Raw genomic sequence first — 16,229 nt, 5'->3', positions numbered from 1 at the left:
ATTTAATTGGATTTATTATACTTATTGGAAAAACTACGATTATAAACTCTTTTTCTGCACCTATACGTGAGGTAAATTAAATCTTAGCGTTCCTTGGTAATCACAGAACTACCATTACTAATACTTACTTTTTGAATAAAAATATCAGTACAAGCTGATAAAATATCAGTGCTTATTTGATTAGCAATAAATTCAAAATCTTGGATTGTTAATCCTTGTGCAGTATCTCCACTCAAGTTAATACAAATAGTTAGGTTTTGAGGGTTATTAGAAGACTGTTGATCATCTTCTACTTCTATTTCAGCTTCTACTATGCCCAAATCAAACTCTTGACTCCAAGCTGGAAACTCCTTAGCCGTTTGTTGTCCGAAAACTTTTACTCTTTCAATAGATGCAGCCCCTAAACCAGTTAAACCTTTGCGAATAAATGCAACTAAGGTTTGCCGATTTGGTACTTCGGCAGATTCTAGGATTACCTCTAAGCAAGCATCTTTGAAGGCAACTTTTGCGGTGATCCCTTTGGGGTATAGATGGCGGTTCATCAGAGATGCGATCGCCTGGGTATCTCCCTGTTTTGCAAGTTTTAGAATATTTGGCTGTGTCATAACCACTAAAAGAGAAAATCTAGGAAAATAAACTTATATTCTCAGGATTCCCTCTTGACAGCCGGAAGTAACATTATGATGCAATATATCAGCTAAATTGGGCTAAAATATCTAGTATAAAGATAGTCTTTCACAAATTTTTGCAATAAATATATTTTCCCTGTATCAACATCAAAAAGTATTGTATTTGTGCTTGTCAAATTAACAGGATTAATATTAATTAGTTTAATTCGACTTTTCAATATGAAGATTTATCAAGATCATGCTTGGCCCTCAACGCTGGAAGAAGCCATAGTTATCCAAGAAAAGCTGCGGGATCAAGTAATTACTGAGGATCAACTGCAAGAACCTATCCAGTACGTTGCTGGAGTGGATATGGGTTTTGAAGCTGATGGAACAATTAGCCGGGCAGCTGTCGCAGTCCTGAGTTTTCCTAATTTGCAAGTAATCGAGACAAGCCTAGCACACCGTCCTACGAGCTTTCCTTATATTCCTGGGTTCCTCTCATTTCGGGAAATTCCAGCCGTTCTTGATGCCCTGGAGAAGATTAAAACAACACCAGATATGATCCTGTGTGATGGCCAAGGAATTGCTCATCCCCGCAAATTAGGTATAGCTAGCCATCTAGGGTTACTTATAGATATGCCAACAATTGGTGTAGCTAAGTCGAGGTTGATTGGTAAGCATGAAGAATTGGCAGAAACCAAAGGTAGCACACAACCACTGATACATAACGGTGAAACCATTGGGGCAGTTTTGCGATCGCGCACTGGAGTAAAACCTCTGTACATCTCCAGTGGCCATCGAATTAGTTTACCGACAGCAATTGACTATGTATTGCGCTGCACGCCCAAATATCGGCTGCCAGAAACAACACGCATCGCTGATAAACTAGCGTCGGCGAAATAAAGCTTGTTGAAGTTTTTTCTAAATACTTGCTTGCACCTATTCAATCGTGTTAGGAATCGCACAGAAAGAAGTTGAAGTAGCTAAATACGAGTTACGAAGTTAGAACAATGAACGCACTGACTTTAGAGTGGCACGATGCAGGTGAAGATAAAACTCAGAACATTTACGAACAACAGTCAAGTCAAAATCCTGGCAGTGTCCGCATCGGTCGCGATCCACTCCGGTGCGATATTGTTCTGAGTCACCCTACTGTCTCTGGTCTGCACGTTGAAATATTTTTTCATCACCAGCAACAGGGCTTTTATATCAGGAATTTGCGATCGCAAAATCCCCCCTTTGTCGATGGACGGCAATTAGTCCAAGGTGAAATGCCTTTAACTGAGGGCACTAGTATATCTTTGGGACAAATAAAACTCAACGTTACTAGCATTTCCACGGGCAGCATTCCAGCAACAATTTTGCTCTCACCCCATCCACCAGTACACGGACATCACCACTATGCAGCCACACCCCCCGCACCACTGCCAGGAGTTTATGGTTTAGAATGCCCCAAATGTCATAAAGTTTCGCCAGGAGAGAATCTACAAATTGGCTGTCATTGGTGTGGGACATCTTTGGCTGCGGCTGTGAGTGTGTTAGTAGAACCGAGTAGTTGAGAAGGAGGGCAGAGGGGCAGGGGAGTAGGGGAGCAGGGGAGCAGAGGGGAATAACTAATGACAAATGACTTACAAATTAAATTGAGTTGGGAAGATCCGGCGACGGGAGAACGGCGAGAACCAATGTTGAGTATGCCGATCGCTTTTGGTCGAGAATTTGCTCGTTTACCTGCTGAACTCAGGGGAGGGCGGGTTTCTAGGATGCTGCTTAACAGTAACGAAGTTTCTCGCTACCATGCCCTAATTGACTGGGAACAAGACCATTTGGTGGTAATTGACCAAGGTAGCGTTAACGGTGTGTATGTCAACGGTCAACCACAAACACGCAGTGTCCTGGTTAATGGCGATACATTACAAATTGGCCCCTATGTGATCATGGTGACATTTGCTGCTAGCGCCTCTGTACCAGATACCACCCCCCCTTCAACGATTCACTTCAATGCAAAGACCAATCTCCCAGACCCCAGTTTGCCTGTAGTTCAGCCGCTAAGTCCCTTGGCAAGTAATTTCCCGCCATTAGCGTTTCAGGCAGAAAAAGTCGCTGTGCAAGCACTTCATGCTACGGGTTTACCAGTAGATGAATCTGATTATCTAGCGATCGGGGCGGGACTGGGTAGCTTTTTTTGGGCTGATTTGCTGCGAATTAGTGGTGTGCCTGCTGACAAAATTGTAGCTTTGGGATTAGAGGCGGAGCCTTATGCTCGTTACAAGCGCCTTTGTTTGAATTCGCAAATTCCCTTACATGAAAGACTGCGATCTAATTCTGACTCTTGTCCTGATAATATTTGGGGTTGGCCAAGTTATGCCTTGCGTGAGGCTTGGCACGATTTCACCAAGGTAGAGATGAAGTCAGCATTCAAGTATTTGTGGCAAGTGTTTGCTGAACCAACATTTGCAGAAACTTATACTCCGCGTGCAGGTAATGTCTTTGATTCCATAGATAGGGAGGCGAAGCGCATTGGCTGGAATCAAATTTATCGCTATGGGCGAGTTAGGGTAATTCGCAAAACTGATGATGGCAGGTATTGCGTAGCTTATTCTCGCGGGCCAGGAAATTATGCTTTTTTAGTTACTCGTTATTTACATTTAGCTACTGGGTATCCAGCAATTCAGTTTCTCCCAGATTTGCAAGCTTATAGGGAAAAATATCAAGACTTTAAATCTGTCGTCAATGCTTATGAAGCCCATGATCATGTTTATCAGCAACTAGAGCAACGAGGTGGTACGGTGTTGATTCGTGGGCGGGGAATTGTGGCTTCGCGGATTATTCAACGGATTTATGAAGCTAGAAAGCGTAATCAGAATATTGCAGTTTTGCATTTAATGCGATCGCCTAAACCCCAAGGCAACAAATTTCAAAATACCCAGCGCCTAGTCAAAAATCATTATGAATTTCAACCCTTTAACTGGCCTAAAGCTTGTTGGGGCGGCGAACTCCGGGCAATGTTAGAAAAAGCTAGTCCTGATGAACGCAAGAGTTTATTAGCAGACTGGGGTGGAACTACCACCGCCGACCGCCACGACTGGCAGCAAATTACTGCCCAAGGGATAAGCGAAGGTTGGTATCAAATTACCTTCGGAGAGGTTTTTGATGTAGAACGAGATGCCCAAAACCGGACTATTACCCGTATCCGAGAGCAAAGCTTTGGGGAAATGAAGTTGCTAGCTGACTTTATTGTTGATGCTACTGGACTGGATGCCAAAGTAGATGCCAATCCTTTACTAGCAGATTTGGTGAAACATTACAACCTCCCAATGAATCACCTGGGGCGATTGGCTGTAGCGAACAATTTTGAATTAGTAGAAATGCGTAGTGATAGAGGTCAAATGTATGCTGCTGGGGCTATAACTTTAGGTGGCCCTTATGCAGCAGTTGATAGTTTCTTGGGCTTGCAATATGCCGCATTAGTCGCCGTTGATGGACTCGCCGCCGGACGTGCGCCTGGAGTTCAAAAGTTGAATGTTGTAAGTTCCTTTAGGCAGTGGTTGAAGTGGGTGTTAAATCAGTCACCTTAGTCTAAGAATGGAGAAGGCAGAAGGAATAAAGTATTTACCTGACTGTTTTGAGTACCAAACTCAAAATTTGAGGTTCAGAGGTTCAACGTCGAGGTTCAGAAGCTTAACGTTCAAGTTCAGAGGTTCAACGTTGAGGTTAAAAGGCTCAACGTTCAAGTTCAAAGGCTCAACGTTCAAGTTCAGAGGTTCAACGTTGAGGTTCAAAGGCTCAACGTTCAGGTTCAAAGGCTCAACGTTGAGGTTCAAAGGCTCAACGTTCAAGTTCAGAGGTTCAACGTTCAAGTTCAAAGGCTCAACGTTCAGGTTCAAAGGCTCAACGTTCAGGTTCAAAGGCTCAAAGTATCAAGTAACGGGCGATACCTTCAGCCCGCCTGCGATTCAAATCGCAGGCTAACAGCATAAGTCAGTTAAAACTGAGTCAAATGAACTAAAATTTAGTCCGTTTGAACGGACTTAAGCTATTAGTCTCGGAATTGATTCTGAGGCGGGATAGCAACGAAGCGAAGAATTTGCCTTTGCCAGTACCCCTACTTTGTTTTTTCGCTTGTCGGGCGTACTAAAGTTTTAACTAAACCCGTAATTGCCATAATCACAGAGGCAATTCCCCCAATGGACAATGAAGTTAAAATTGCCACCGCAAGGATGATTTCAGTGGGACTGTATCCATCTCGCATCCAAGTAGATGGATTCTCTACCGATGTTGGCGAGGCGGGGATTAATTGCGAAGTCTGGGTGGTTTGATTGGAGTTGACTGGAGTTGTTAAGGCAGTTTTCACGGCTGAACCTCTTCTAAATGTTTCTATGCAAATAATATTTCTGCCAGAAGAAGAGGAGATTCCCTAGAAATGGAGACAAAGTAGAGAGAAGGTAGAAATTAAGTAGAATCGAGAAGAAATCTCACAAGCTGTCTATGCAATGGGCTGATTTTCTAGCCAATGAAGCTGCTACTCATGGCTTATTCCCAGAGCAAACGGTAGCTTTTGTAGAGCGGTTAAAGACTGAAAACTCAGGGAAGAGTGAATTGAATCTTGCCATCGAACTAAACATCGAAGAAGATACTTTCACAAAGCGGATGACTGCCGTTTATAAAAAGTTCGCCCAGAGTTATCCTGAGTTAGCCACCTCTAAAGGTCGGGGCAAATTAGAAAAGTTACGGGCTTGCTTGAGAGCAAAATATAATAACGGGCAAGATGTTCGTCCCACAACTAAAAAAATTCATCAAAATATTCCCCCTGCTGTCCCATTTGAAAAATTTGTGGGACGTGAGGCGGAACTAGAAAACCTGCACTCCTCATTACAAACATCTTGGCAAGTTGCGATTGTAGCTGTGGCGGGTATGGGTGGAGTTGGCAAAACTGAACTTGCTACCCAATACGCCAAACAGCATTTGCAGAATTATCAAGGTGGGGTTTGCTGGTTATCAGCACAGGGTATTGATGTCGAAATTCAGATTCTCAGATTTGCCCAATTAAAATTTAAACTCATTGCACCGGACGATTGGGAATTAGCAGATAGGCTTCGATACTGCTGGCAGAATTGGCAACAAGGTGAAGTGCTGCTGGTGTTTGATAATGTCACTGACTACAAAAAACAGGTTCAGCCTTATCTACCCCCAGAATCACCCCGGTTTAAAGTATTGCTGACAACGCGCGAGAAATTTGACAGAACTTTGCCGCAATTACCTTTGGGTGTTCTCAAACCATTGGCGGCGATGAAATTATTAAAATTGCTGGTTGATAGAGAACGACTTAAAAGCGAACCTTGGGTTGCGAGAGAAATTTGTAAATTCTTGGGATATTTGCCTTTGGCGTTAGAGTTAGTGGGGCGATATCTTGATACAATGCCAGATTTGTCTCTAGAGACACTGCTAAATCGGCTAGAAAAAAAGCGGCTAGAACATGAAGCAGTAGCCAAGGCTAACCCATTGATGCATTATAAATACGGCGTTGCTGAAGCTTTTGCATTGAGTTGGGAACAATTGGATGAGAAAGCACAAGGCTTAGGCTGTTGGCTGAGTTTGTATGCCTTGGCTAATATTCTTTTTTCTGTTGAGTGGATAAAAGATGACGATGAACAAGAACTTTGGGAGAAAGCTATAGCCCAGTTGCGAAAACTGCATTTAATACAATGGCAAAATAAAGGAATTTATCGTCTACATCCACTAATTCGGCAATTTTTCCAAATGAAGTTGGATGAGTCAAGTGAGGCGGATAAGTTAAAAACAATCTTTGCAGCGCTTATGCTAGAGGTCGCAAAGCAAATTCCTCCACAGCCTAACCGTGAAGATATTTTCAACCTCACTCCCTTTATCTCCCACCTTGCAGAAGTTGCAACCCACCTATCCCAATATCTCAGCCACGAGGATTTAATTGGGCTTTCCAGAGGTTTAGGCTGGTTTTATTACGGTCAAGGACTTTATCAGCAAGCAGAACCTTGGTACAAACGATGTATTGAGGTAGCTAAAAATCGTCTTGGTTTAGAACATCTCGCTGTCGCCGCTAGCCTGAACAATCTCGCAGAACTCTACCGTTCTACAGGACGCTACGGCGAAGCTGAACCCCTGTATCAGCAAGCTTTGTCACTGACTAAACGTTTACTGGGAGCCGATCATCCCGATGTCGCCACTAGCCTAAACAATCTCGCATTACTCTACGAGTCTACAGGACGCTACAGCGAAGCTGAACCCTTGTATCAGCAAGCTTTGGAACTGTACAAACGCTTACCGGAAGACAACCATCCTGATGTCGCTACTTGCCTGAACAATCTCGCATTACTCTACGAGTCTACAGGACGCTACAGCGAAGCTGAACCCTTGTATCAGCAAGCCTTGGCACTGAGAAAACGCTTACTGGGAGACAACCATCCCCATGTCGCCAATAGCCTGGACAATATTGCAGGACTCTATAGTTCTACAAAACGCTACAGCGAAGCCGAACCCCAGTATCAGCAAGCCTTGGCACTGAAAAAACGCTTACTAGGAGACAACCATCCTGATGTCGCCACTAGCTTGAACAATCTCGGAGAACTCTACAGTTCCACAAAACGCTACAGCGAAGCCGAACCCCTGTATCAGCAAGCTTTGTCACTGAAAAAACGCTTACTAAGAGACAACCATCCCGATGTCGCTATTATCTTGAACAATCTCGCAGCACTCTACGGTTCTACCAGACGCTATAGCGAAGCCGAATTCCTGTATCAGCAAGCTTTAGCAATTTGTGAGCAGACTTTAGGTGTAGGTCATCCCGATACAATAAGAGTTCGGGGAAATTATGCAATCTTTTTAAGAAAACCATATCGCTAACGATCGCACCCTTTCACTCAAAATCACACCATAACCCTTCACTTATAGAAATCTTTACCCAACCGCAAGCAATAATTGATGCCACATAACAGTTGTAGTTCAAATTTTAATAGCGATCGCCTACAAATTGTAACTTCAAATAGCGATGACTGTAACAATCAATACAATTGCATTTTTATTTTGGAATTGTTTGTGGAATAAGTTTTACAAAAACTTTATCGTTATAAATATTAAGTATAAACCTGTATTGGGAAGCATAATATATAACCTTATGAGGGTTGGGTTCCATGAGAGCTAATTCCACTGGATTGCGAATCAAAAATACTCTTTTGCCAGGATAGCTCGGAACTAATTCGCCAACTATCAAACAGAATTTATGAAACTCGATCACAAGTTCTACCTATATTCATTCCTAGCTCATTTCGGATGGCTCAAGAAAAGTTACACCGCTAAAATCATGTTGGTGGCATTTTTGGGCACTCATGTACCACTTCTGACCTTACTCTTGAGTTTCGTCATCTCAAACTCCTATTCCTTGGAGATGGCGGTGCGAGTTATGATCATTGCTCTGTTGGCTACGTTAGCGGGTACGGCCGCCACCCTCTACGCCCTAAACCATCTCCTCAAACCAGTCATTTTGACATCTGCTGCATTGCAAAACTATCTCAATACCAAAACACTACCTGAACTGCCTACAGAATTTGCTGATGAAGCGGGTACGTTGATGGCGGATACCTCACAAACTCTTCACAAATTAGATGAGTTAATTCACTACATCACTAATTATGATGATCTAACTGGATTGCCCAATCGTGATTTATTCCGCGATCGCCTTCATCAAACTCTATCCCAACCTGAAAACAACCAGCGCCTTGTAGCTATCTTTTTCCTGGCTATTGATGATTTCACCGATATTAGTCATGGGTTAGAGCATGAGACAACAAATTTGTTGTTAAGAGCAGTTGCTTATAGGTTATCAACCTGCATGAGGCAAACAGATATTCTTGCCCATTTAAGTGGAGATGAATTTGCCCTTGCCCGCATAAACATTCATTCTTTTGAAAATATGATTAAGTTATCTCAGGTGCTGTTGAGTACTCTGAGCAAACCCTTTTTCATAAAGGGTAACTCGATTCATCTCACCGCTAGCATTGGTATCACAATTAATGACTTAAATAATCCTAATAGTGTAGATAAACTCTTGCAACAGGCTCACATAGCACTGTACCAGGCGAAGCAGCAAGGGCGTAGCCAATACCAATTCTATTTGCCAGAAATTAATAATCAGTTGCAGGAACGACTGATTTTAGAAAATGAATTACATGGAGCGCTTGGGCGCAATGAAATGCTGGTTTATTATCAACCTATAATTGATTTACGCAGCGGACAAGTTACAGCTATGGAAGCGTTAGTTCGCTGGCAGCATCCTACGTTCGGTTGGGTTTCTCCAGTAAAGTTTATTCCCATTGCAGAAGCCAATGGTTTGATCGTACCAATTGGTGAATGGGTCTTGCGAACTGCTTGTGCCCAAAACCGTGCTTGGCAGCTTGCTGGATTTACCCCAATTCGGATATCTGTGAATCTGTCAGCTCGACAGTTTGAACGAGCAAATCTAGTTGAGGTCGTCAGCCAGATTCTTCAGGAGACTGGACTCCAAGCATCTTACCTGGAACTGGAAGTGACAGAAAGCTTCTTGATGGGTGACATTGAGCAATCTGTTAAAACTTTAAAACAATTACAAGAACTGGGTATATGGTTGGCTCTAGACGACTTTGGCACCGGTTATTCCTCGCTGAACTACTTGAAGCGCTTTCCCGTGAACATGCTCAAGATTGATCAGTCATTTGTGCAGGATGTCATATTTAATCCTGATAGCGCCGCCGTCACTGATGCGATCATTGCCCTAGCAAAGAGCCTCCGGTTGAAGATCACGGCAGAGGGTGTGGAAACCCAAGAACAGCTTGAATACCTGCAAATGCGGGGATGTGATGAAGGTCAGGGTTTCTACTTTAGTCGTCCTGTCCCTGCTGATATTATTGCCCCGATGTTGTACAAAAGTTCTCAGCAGATGGAGACAATTGCAGCATAGGTGGATGCCTAAGCCATTACAACGTGTTCCATTTTGTACCTATCTAGGCGGCCACGCGAATACTTGTATAACGGCACGCACCTAGATTGAGATTCTTTTTGGGGACTGACAAAAATTAAATTACTCAATTCCTGTAATCCAATACGACTATCCGATTTTTACTCCCCCTGCTTACCAAAACGATTGATTATTTTTTTATTTGGAAGTCCCTTGTGTGGTAGCGGGGCTTCCACACAAAAAATTGTTCGGGTTTAGCCGCATTAGAATCCATTAACAAATTCGCAGTAGTAAAAGGCGAGGCTAATCCTCTAGGAACTGCGATCGCACAGATTAAATAGAAGCAGGGTGATGTGTTCACCAGGAATATACAGCGATCGCCATTAAAGAATTAAGAAAATTTATCCAGTAGTGACTACAATGGCGCTAAACTCTTATGACGAAGCAGCCTTTAGAGTCAACCTGATAGCCCCTGATGAAATTAGCCGATATCCTCAAGGACTCAAATTACAAGCTGTCGCAGTTTACGATGGCTGAAATTGAGCAGTTAGAGCAGACGATTACTCTCAAGGCGACCAGAAACGGTGAGGTTCCTTATACGGTTTGTTTGGTGCGCCAAAAGGCGATTAAGCTAACGCCAGAGGAGTCAATTCGGCAGCTATATTTACGGGTTTTGAGCGATCACTTTCACTATCCCCTCGGTCGCATTCAGGTTGAGTATGGGGTGAACTTTGGACGAGAGGTGAAACGGGCAGACATCGTGGTGATGGACAAAGACCGTCCCAACACGGTTTACATGATCGTGGAGCTAAAGAAGCCAAAGCTGAAGGATGGGAAAGACCAGCTTCGCTCTTACTGCAATGCCACGGGTGCGCCGATCGCGGTCTGGACGAATGGCGATCAAATTTCCTACTACCAGCGCAAAGATCCCAATTATTTTGAAGATATTCCGGGGCTGCCCAATGCGAATCAAACTCTGGCGGATATTCTCCAGATCAAGTTCACGTTGGAAGACCTGATCGCCAATGACAAGTTGGTGAAGGAGAATAAATCTCTCAAGACCTTGATCGAAGAAATGGAAGATGAGGTGCTAGCTAATGCTGGGGTGGATGTATTTGAAGAACTGTTTAAGCTGATTTTCACCAAGCTCTATGATGAGTGGTATTCCGGGCAGGGCAACCGCCGATCGACCCGTTCTCTGGAATTTCGCAATACGGGACAGACGGAAGCCGCACTGAAAACTAAGATTCAGGATCTCTTCGACAAAGCCAAGAAGAAGTGGGAAGGGGTGTTTAGCGAGGATGCCAAAATTAGCCTCACGCCGTCTCACCTGTCGGTCTGTGTGTCGTCGTTGGAAAATGTGAAGCTGTTTAACTCCAACTTGGATGTGATCGATGAAGCCTTTGAGTATTTGATCAACCAGAGCAGCAAGGGCGAAAAGGGACAGTTTTTTACACCGCGCTATGTAATTGATCTGTGCGTGAAAATGCTGAACCCGCAAGAGGATGAGTACATGATCGACACGGCGGCGGGGTCATCGGGGTTTCCGGTGCATACGATTTTTCATGTGTGGCGGCAGATTTTAGATGATGAGGGATTGTCAGCGAGTCATTTGTTTTCGCTCGAAGATAAGCCGCCCCGGTGCAAAGAGTATGTGGAAGACAAGGTGTTTGCCATCGACTTTGATGAAAAGGCGGTGCGGGTGGCGCGGACGCTGAACCTGATTGCGGGGGATGGGCAGACAAATGTGTTGCACCTGAACACCCTGGACTATGAATTGTAGGATGAAGTCACCGAGCAAGAGGAATGGGATGACATTTACCATGAGGGGTTCAAACGGCTGAAACGGCTGCGACCGAAAGGCAGCAAGGACTATCGAGAGTTTCAGTTTGATGTGTTGATGGCAAATCCACCCTTTGCGGGGGACATCAAGGAACCGCGCATGATTGCCCGCTATGACCTGGCGAAAAAGCCGGATGGCAAGTGGCAAAGTAAAGTGGGGCGCGACATTTTGTTTATTGAGCGCAACCTGGACTTTTTGAAACCAGGGGGCAGAATGGCGATCGTGCTTCCTCAAGGACGCTTTAACAACTCTTCTGATAAGAACATTCGAGATTTTATTGCGGAACGCTGCCGGATTCTGTCAGTAGTGGGGCTACATGGCAACACCTTTAAGCCGCACACAGGCACAAAAACCTCAGTGCTGTTTGTGCAGAAATGGAACGACGACCCCAAAGCAGGCGCACTTTGCCCCCGACAAAATGACTACAACATCTTTTTTGCCACGATGCGAAAGTCGGGGAAGGATAACTCTGGGGACAAGATTTGGCGCAAGATTTCATCGTCTACGGCTTCACCACCCGATGATGAACTCAGCGACTTGATGCCACCTTCTCCGGTGCGACGAGTCATTGGGGTAGAGAGCGATTTTTTGCAAGATAAACACGGTCATTTAGTGGTGGATCATGACCTGTATAACCACGAAGGACGGACGGAAGACGGTATTGCTGAAGCCTTTATTGAGTTTGCCAAAAAGGAGAACCTCAGTTTTTTTGAACCCAGCCCATCTGTGACACCATTTGATGCTATGAGGTATCAGCGGTTGATGGATGGGCTAGAAGCAGTTGAATTATTATTTAGCGAAGCAAAATTTAACAACGCAAGTCTTAGAGTTGATGCAGAGTTTTTTCAAAAGGGATATTTGAGTATTGTTAAAGCATTAGGTAGCACCACAACTCAGCCTTTATCTCAAGTAGCTAGAAAAATTGATGTTGGTCATGTTGGATCAATGGTTTCTGAATATGATGAATCGGGCATTCTATTACTACAGACTCGGAATATAGATGAATTCTTTGTCAATACTGAAGAGTGTCAAAGAATTACTCAAAAATTTCACAAACAGCTTAAAAAATCTCAAATAAAAAAGGGTGACGTTCTTATTGCCAGAAGTGGATCTTTTGGTAAAGCTAGTATTTATCTAGATTCAGAAGTTGTTAATTCTGCTGACATCATCATCGTAGAGAGCAATAAAAATCACGTAAATCCCTTTTATCTTGTAGGCTTCCTAAATTCAAAGCTTGGTACAAGTCAGTTGTTTAGATTTGCTAGTGGAGGTTTACAAGGACATGTCAACCTAACTATTCTTGAGAATCTTCTCGTTCCTACTCTAAAGTTTAATTTTCAAGATTTTCTTGAATTACTAATTAAGTATTCATACAAGATTCTCAAAAATTCAAAGAAATTATATCAACAAGCTGAGGATTTGCTGTTGTCGGAGCTTGGCTTGAAGGACTGGCAACCTACTGAAGAAACCGTTGCCGTCAAAAGTTTTGCTGAGTCGTTCCTGTCCTCCGGTCGCTTCGACGCTGAGTATTACCAGCCAAAATTTGACCAATTGATTAAACGACTTGAAGAAAAAGTTGAACTAACCCCCCTCGGTGATTTACTTACCTTGAATCAACGAGGGAAACAGCCTCAATATATTGAAGACGAAGACGAGTATAAATTAAGTTTGCCTGTCATTAACTCCAAGCACGTTCGAGAAGGTGAGGTTATGTTGACGGACAATCGCTATGCTTATTTATCAGAAACCAATGATCCGCTAACCATCCAAACGGATGATGTGTTAATCAATGGTACAGGGATTGGCACAATCGGACGCTGTGCACCTTATTTCTACGAACAAAAAGCTTTACCCGATAATCACGTCACAATTTTGCGAACGGATTCGCTTGATTCAGTTTATCTGTCGATTTACCTCAATAGCATGATTGGGAAGCTATTGGTTGAAAAGCATTTCAAAGGATCATCTGGGCAAATTGAGCTATATCCCAACGAAATTGCTCAATTTCTAGTTTGGGATGCGCCTGAATCTGTTCAACAAAAAATCAGAAGCAAAGTTGAAGCCTCTCACCAAAAGCGGGAGCAATCGAAACAACTGCTGGAAATTGCTAAAACAGGAGTAGAACGGGCGATCGAGCAGGATGAAGAGAAGGCAACGACTTGGATAAACCAGCAACTTGAAGCGATTGGCATTAATTTATCAAATTAAACTTAATTTAATGGAAGCATAATGTCTGAGATTATCCTAAACCCAGAACAACTCAAGGAAATCTTGAAAAGCGCGATCGTCGAATTGATTCGTGATAACCGTGAAGAAGTCTCTGAATTTTTGGCAGAAATTATTGAAGATATAGCAATGGAACGAGCGATCGCGGAAGGTGAAACAACTGACCTGGTTAACCGCGACTTCATCTTTCAACTTTTGGAGCCGAAATCGTGAAAGTTGAGTTCAGAAAAAGCTTTGAAAAGGATCTTGGTAAGATTTGAGATGAGGACTTGCTCCTGAAAATTAAAAATGTAATAGAAGAAGTGGAAACTGCTGAAAGTTTCTTGATTCAGCAATACCTATTTTGAAACTGTGGAAAGCTTTGCAACCATCTGAGTCCGAGATGAAACCTCAAGCTTGCGAAACATCCTTTTTAAGGCTTGCTTGACAGAGTTTTCAGTAATCCAAAGTTCAGCACTAATTTCTGCATTGGTTTGTCCTTGAGCCACCAAGTCAGCAATTTGCATTTCACGAGGCGTTAAACGCTTTGTCTGTAATAGTGGTTGTTGTAATCTCACCGTTGCCACCCAAGTCGAAACGTGCAGACAAAGCGCACTCAAATCTGTAAGATTTTGTGAGTCGAATGCAGGCATTCCTTGCTTACGGGTAAAACCTAACACGCCCACTAACTGGCCATTGCTGACAATCGGCCCTGCCATAACGTGCCAGTGATCAGCACGAGGACAAATCAACTTCCACGTCTTAGGTTCTACTACCAAAGCTTCATGAACAGGGGCATGGTGTTCTAGCAAGTAGCGTGCAAGTGGATTGTGTTGAGGTGATAATGCAATTTGCATTGCTTTTTGGAGCTTGCTGTCAACTAGAGAAATTTGAGCAAAGAAAAACAGCCCACCTCGTGTAGCTGAAAAATACTGACTCATTTCTGCGGATATGTGCGATCGCAACGTCTGTTCATCTTTAGCTTGAGCAATTGCATGAAATAGAGCTTGTAAGGCAATCATGATTGGCAAAGTGTACCCTTTCGAGGTCTAGGCGCAGTATAGCAACCAGACCTATCTTAGCTTTAGTCACATCAAGTCAAATCCTTTGTTTGCTTTTTTTGGATTACTTTACCATGACTATAAATTCTGGCATTGATGACACACAGATATCCGGGCGCTGGATTCAAATTAGTTTTTTGATCGCAGCAGTGTTTTTCAATCTCTGTTTAGCAACCCAAGTATTCAGTGTTGGATTAGCTTACTTTTACAACTCTGATTGGTGGAACCTACATATTTGGCTCGTGCGAGGATATAGCGGACTCTCACTAATTTTGTTGGTATGGGTGTTTTTAATACCGTTTCCCCCAAGAATCCAGAGCCTTACAGCAAGTATGCCAGTGCTGCTGGGACTGCAATTTCTCACAATTCACTTGAAGACTTCTTTTCCTTTAGCAGTTTTCCACCCACTTATCGGCTTTTCCTTATTCTCTATTTCCACAACCCTAGTCCATCGGACATCGCACATCGTATTTCCCAACCAAGACTAAATCCGAAGAGGAAACACAACTTTCAATTCTTTTAGCGCTATTACAGGAGAAATATTAAGTGTCTCAATACGCTGATTCATCCGTTCTCGTTGATACCCAGTGGCTGGCAAATCATCTCAACGATCCAAACGTCCGCATTATCGAAGTAGATATGAGTCCAGAACCGTACAAAAATGCTCACATCCCTGGTGCTGTCTTCTGGAACATTTTTACAGACTTACTATTGCCCGATTTGAAGATGAATTGGGATGCACAAGCTTTTGAGAAGTTGATGGCACGTTCAGGCATCACCAATGACACAACAGTGATTGCCTATGGCAGTTATCCTGGAACAGGAGCCTGGATTTTCTGGTTATTGAAAGTCTTTGGGCATGAGAATGTCCGAGTTCTCAATGGCGGCTACCAGAAATGGAAGTCAGAAGCTCGTCCACTGGCAACTGAGTTATCCACGTTTGCTGACACTGATTACCATGCCAAAACTCCTGATGCTCATCTGCGAGTATTACATAATGAAGTTCAGGCATCAATTGGTAGAAGCGATTGCGTATTGTTGGATGTCCGAACACTTCAAGAATATTGTGGTGAGTGGTTTTTCAATCAGCCACCGAAAGCAGGTGAACTCACTGGACATATACCAGGTGCAGTGCATCTTGAGCATATCTTAATTCTCAATGAGGATGGAACTTTTAAATCATTCAACGAATTGAAAAATCTTTATGAGAGTCATGGCATTACAGCTGATAAAGAAGTGTTCCCTTACTGTACTATCGGTGCGCGTTCTGGATATATCTGGTTTGTCTTGAAGTATTTATTGGGTTATCCGAATGTTCGGAATTATGATGGCTCTTGGAATGAGTGGAGTCGCCTGCCTAATGTAGCGATCAAGAAATAGTGAGAGTTACTTAGGAATATACTTGCTTTTCTTGTGCCCATTTTCTTGAGCGTGATAGTAAGCCTGGGGATAATCCCTGCCCTTCTTGGTGATGGTGCGAAGTTTGACTGCTGCTACCTTCTCCTTTGTAGCGCCGCGTTTTACTAAAGCTTTCATTACTAGGGGAT

Annotated in this window: 14 protein-coding genes; 10 read left to right on the top strand and 4 right to left on the bottom strand. The window is 43.3% G+C overall.

The window, feature by feature from the left end; translation table 11 throughout:
• Positions 1–83: 83 nt before the first annotated feature.
• Positions 84–605: a hypothetical protein gene (locus V7K46_RS06395; protein ID WP_335111755.1), complete on the bottom strand. Its 522-nt coding sequence runs from the start codon at positions 603–605 to the stop codon at positions 84–86.
• A 243-nt stretch (positions 606–848) separates the two neighbouring features.
• Here V7K46_RS06395 and nfi point away from each other — a divergent pair, with 243 nt between their 5' ends.
• The 3 genes from nfi to V7K46_RS06380 all read left to right on the top strand — a co-directional run bounded on the left by nfi (position 849) and on the right by V7K46_RS06380 (position 4,186).
• A complete protein-coding gene (nfi, locus tag V7K46_RS06390) occupies positions 849–1,514 on the top strand; it encodes a deoxyribonuclease V (protein ID WP_335111754.1) in 666 nt (221 codons plus the stop codon).
• A 107-nt stretch (positions 1,515–1,621) separates the two neighbouring features.
• Positions 1,622–2,170, top strand: a complete 549-nt coding sequence (locus tag V7K46_RS06385; protein WP_335111753.1) for an FHA domain-containing protein — start codon at positions 1,622–1,624, stop codon at positions 2,168–2,170.
• 57 nt (positions 2,171–2,227) lie between these two features.
• Positions 2,228–4,186 carry an FHA domain-containing protein gene (locus V7K46_RS06380; RefSeq protein ID WP_335111752.1) on the top strand — a complete coding sequence of 653 codons (1,959 nt, stop codon included), beginning with the start codon at positions 2,228–2,230 and terminating at the stop codon, positions 4,184–4,186.
• Between the two features lie 60 nt (positions 4,187–4,246).
• Here V7K46_RS06380 and V7K46_RS06375 read toward each other — a convergent pair whose 3' ends face one another.
• Both V7K46_RS06375 and V7K46_RS06370 read right to left on the bottom strand, forming a co-directional pair.
• Positions 4,247–4,516: a hypothetical protein gene (locus V7K46_RS06375; RefSeq protein WP_335111751.1), complete on the bottom strand. Its 270-nt coding sequence runs from the start codon at positions 4,514–4,516 to the stop codon at positions 4,247–4,249.
• A gap of 197 nt (positions 4,517–4,713) precedes the next feature.
• Positions 4,714–4,962 carry a hypothetical protein gene (locus tag V7K46_RS06370; RefSeq protein WP_335111750.1) on the bottom strand — a complete coding sequence of 83 codons (249 nt, stop codon included), beginning with the start codon at positions 4,960–4,962 and terminating at the stop codon, positions 4,714–4,716.
• A 134-nt stretch (positions 4,963–5,096) separates the two neighbouring features.
• Between V7K46_RS06370 and V7K46_RS06365 the strand changes: the two genes are divergently transcribed.
• The 5 genes from V7K46_RS06365 to V7K46_RS06345 all read left to right on the top strand — a co-directional run bounded on the left by V7K46_RS06365 (position 5,097) and on the right by V7K46_RS06345 (position 13,855).
• Positions 5,097–7,487, top strand: coding sequence for a tetratricopeptide repeat protein (locus V7K46_RS06365; RefSeq protein ID WP_335111749.1), 2,391 nt, complete (start codon positions 5,097–5,099; stop codon positions 7,485–7,487).
• Between the two features lie 376 nt (positions 7,488–7,863).
• Entirely contained in the window at positions 7,864–9,576 is a 1,713-nt protein-coding gene (locus tag V7K46_RS06360; RefSeq protein WP_335111748.1) for a putative bifunctional diguanylate cyclase/phosphodiesterase, read from the top strand.
• 526 nt (positions 9,577–10,102) lie between these two features.
• Positions 10,103–11,356: a type I restriction enzyme HsdR N-terminal domain-containing protein gene (locus tag V7K46_RS06355; protein ID WP_335111747.1), complete on the top strand. Its 1,254-nt coding sequence runs from the start codon at positions 10,103–10,105 to the stop codon at positions 11,354–11,356.
• 117 nt (positions 11,357–11,473) lie between these two features.
• On the top strand, positions 11,474–13,624 hold the full coding sequence (locus V7K46_RS06350; RefSeq protein WP_442939807.1) for an N-6 DNA methylase: 2,151 nt from the start codon (positions 11,474–11,476) through the stop codon (positions 13,622–13,624).
• 21 nt (positions 13,625–13,645) lie between these two features.
• On the top strand, positions 13,646–13,855 hold the full coding sequence (locus V7K46_RS06345; RefSeq protein WP_335111746.1) for a hypothetical protein: 210 nt from the start codon (positions 13,646–13,648) through the stop codon (positions 13,853–13,855).
• Between the two features lie 125 nt (positions 13,856–13,980).
• On the opposite strand, the gene V7K46_RS06340 is transcribed toward V7K46_RS06345, so the two are convergent.
• Positions 13,981–14,643: a LuxR C-terminal-related transcriptional regulator gene (locus tag V7K46_RS06340; protein ID WP_335111745.1), complete on the bottom strand. Its 663-nt coding sequence runs from the start codon at positions 14,641–14,643 to the stop codon at positions 13,981–13,983.
• 113 nt (positions 14,644–14,756) lie between these two features.
• Here V7K46_RS06340 and V7K46_RS06335 point away from each other — a divergent pair, with 113 nt between their 5' ends.
• Both V7K46_RS06335 and V7K46_RS06330 read left to right on the top strand, forming a co-directional pair.
• Positions 14,757–15,170: a DUF6220 domain-containing protein gene (locus V7K46_RS06335; protein ID WP_298910750.1), complete on the top strand. Its 414-nt coding sequence runs from the start codon at positions 14,757–14,759 to the stop codon at positions 15,168–15,170.
• A gap of 58 nt (positions 15,171–15,228) precedes the next feature.
• Positions 15,229–16,062 (top strand): sulfurtransferase, encoded by an 834-nt coding sequence (locus V7K46_RS06330; RefSeq protein WP_335111744.1) that lies wholly within the window; start codon positions 15,229–15,231, stop codon positions 16,060–16,062.
• Positions 16,063–16,229: the final 167 nt, after the last annotated feature.

The sequence above is a fragment of the Nostoc sp. genome, assembly GCF_036917395.1.
GTDB lineage: Bacteria > Cyanobacteriota > Cyanobacteriia > Cyanobacteriales > Nostocaceae > Nostoc.
The sequence above is the reverse complement of the archived record's forward strand: the minus strand, read 5'-3'. Positions and strand labels throughout refer to the sequence as shown.

Coding starts and splice junctions, on each gene's coding strand:
- V7K46_RS06395 (WP_335111755.1), bottom strand. CDS start 605: ATGACACAGCCAAATATTCTAAAACTTGCAAAACAGGGAGATACCCAG.
- nfi (WP_335111754.1), top strand. CDS start 849: ATGAAGATTTATCAAGATCATGCTTGGCCCTCAACGCTGGAAGAAGCC.
- V7K46_RS06385 (WP_335111753.1), top strand. CDS start 1,622: ATGAACGCACTGACTTTAGAGTGGCACGATGCAGGTGAAGATAAAACT.
- V7K46_RS06380 (WP_335111752.1), top strand. CDS start 2,228: ATGACAAATGACTTACAAATTAAATTGAGTTGGGAAGATCCGGCGACG.
- V7K46_RS06365 (WP_335111749.1), top strand. CDS start 5,097: ATGCAATGGGCTGATTTTCTAGCCAATGAAGCTGCTACTCATGGCTTA.
- V7K46_RS06360 (WP_335111748.1), top strand. CDS start 7,864: ATGAAACTCGATCACAAGTTCTACCTATATTCATTCCTAGCTCATTTC.
- V7K46_RS06355 (WP_335111747.1), top strand. CDS start 10,103: ATGGCTGAAATTGAGCAGTTAGAGCAGACGATTACTCTCAAGGCGACC.
- V7K46_RS06350 (WP_442939807.1), top strand. CDS start 11,474: ATGGCAAATCCACCCTTTGCGGGGGACATCAAGGAACCGCGCATGATT.
- V7K46_RS06345 (WP_335111746.1), top strand. CDS start 13,646: ATGTCTGAGATTATCCTAAACCCAGAACAACTCAAGGAAATCTTGAAA.
- V7K46_RS06340 (WP_335111745.1), bottom strand. CDS start 14,643: ATGATTGCCTTACAAGCTCTATTTCATGCAATTGCTCAAGCTAAAGAT.
- V7K46_RS06335 (WP_298910750.1), top strand. CDS start 14,757: ATGACTATAAATTCTGGCATTGATGACACACAGATATCCGGGCGCTGG.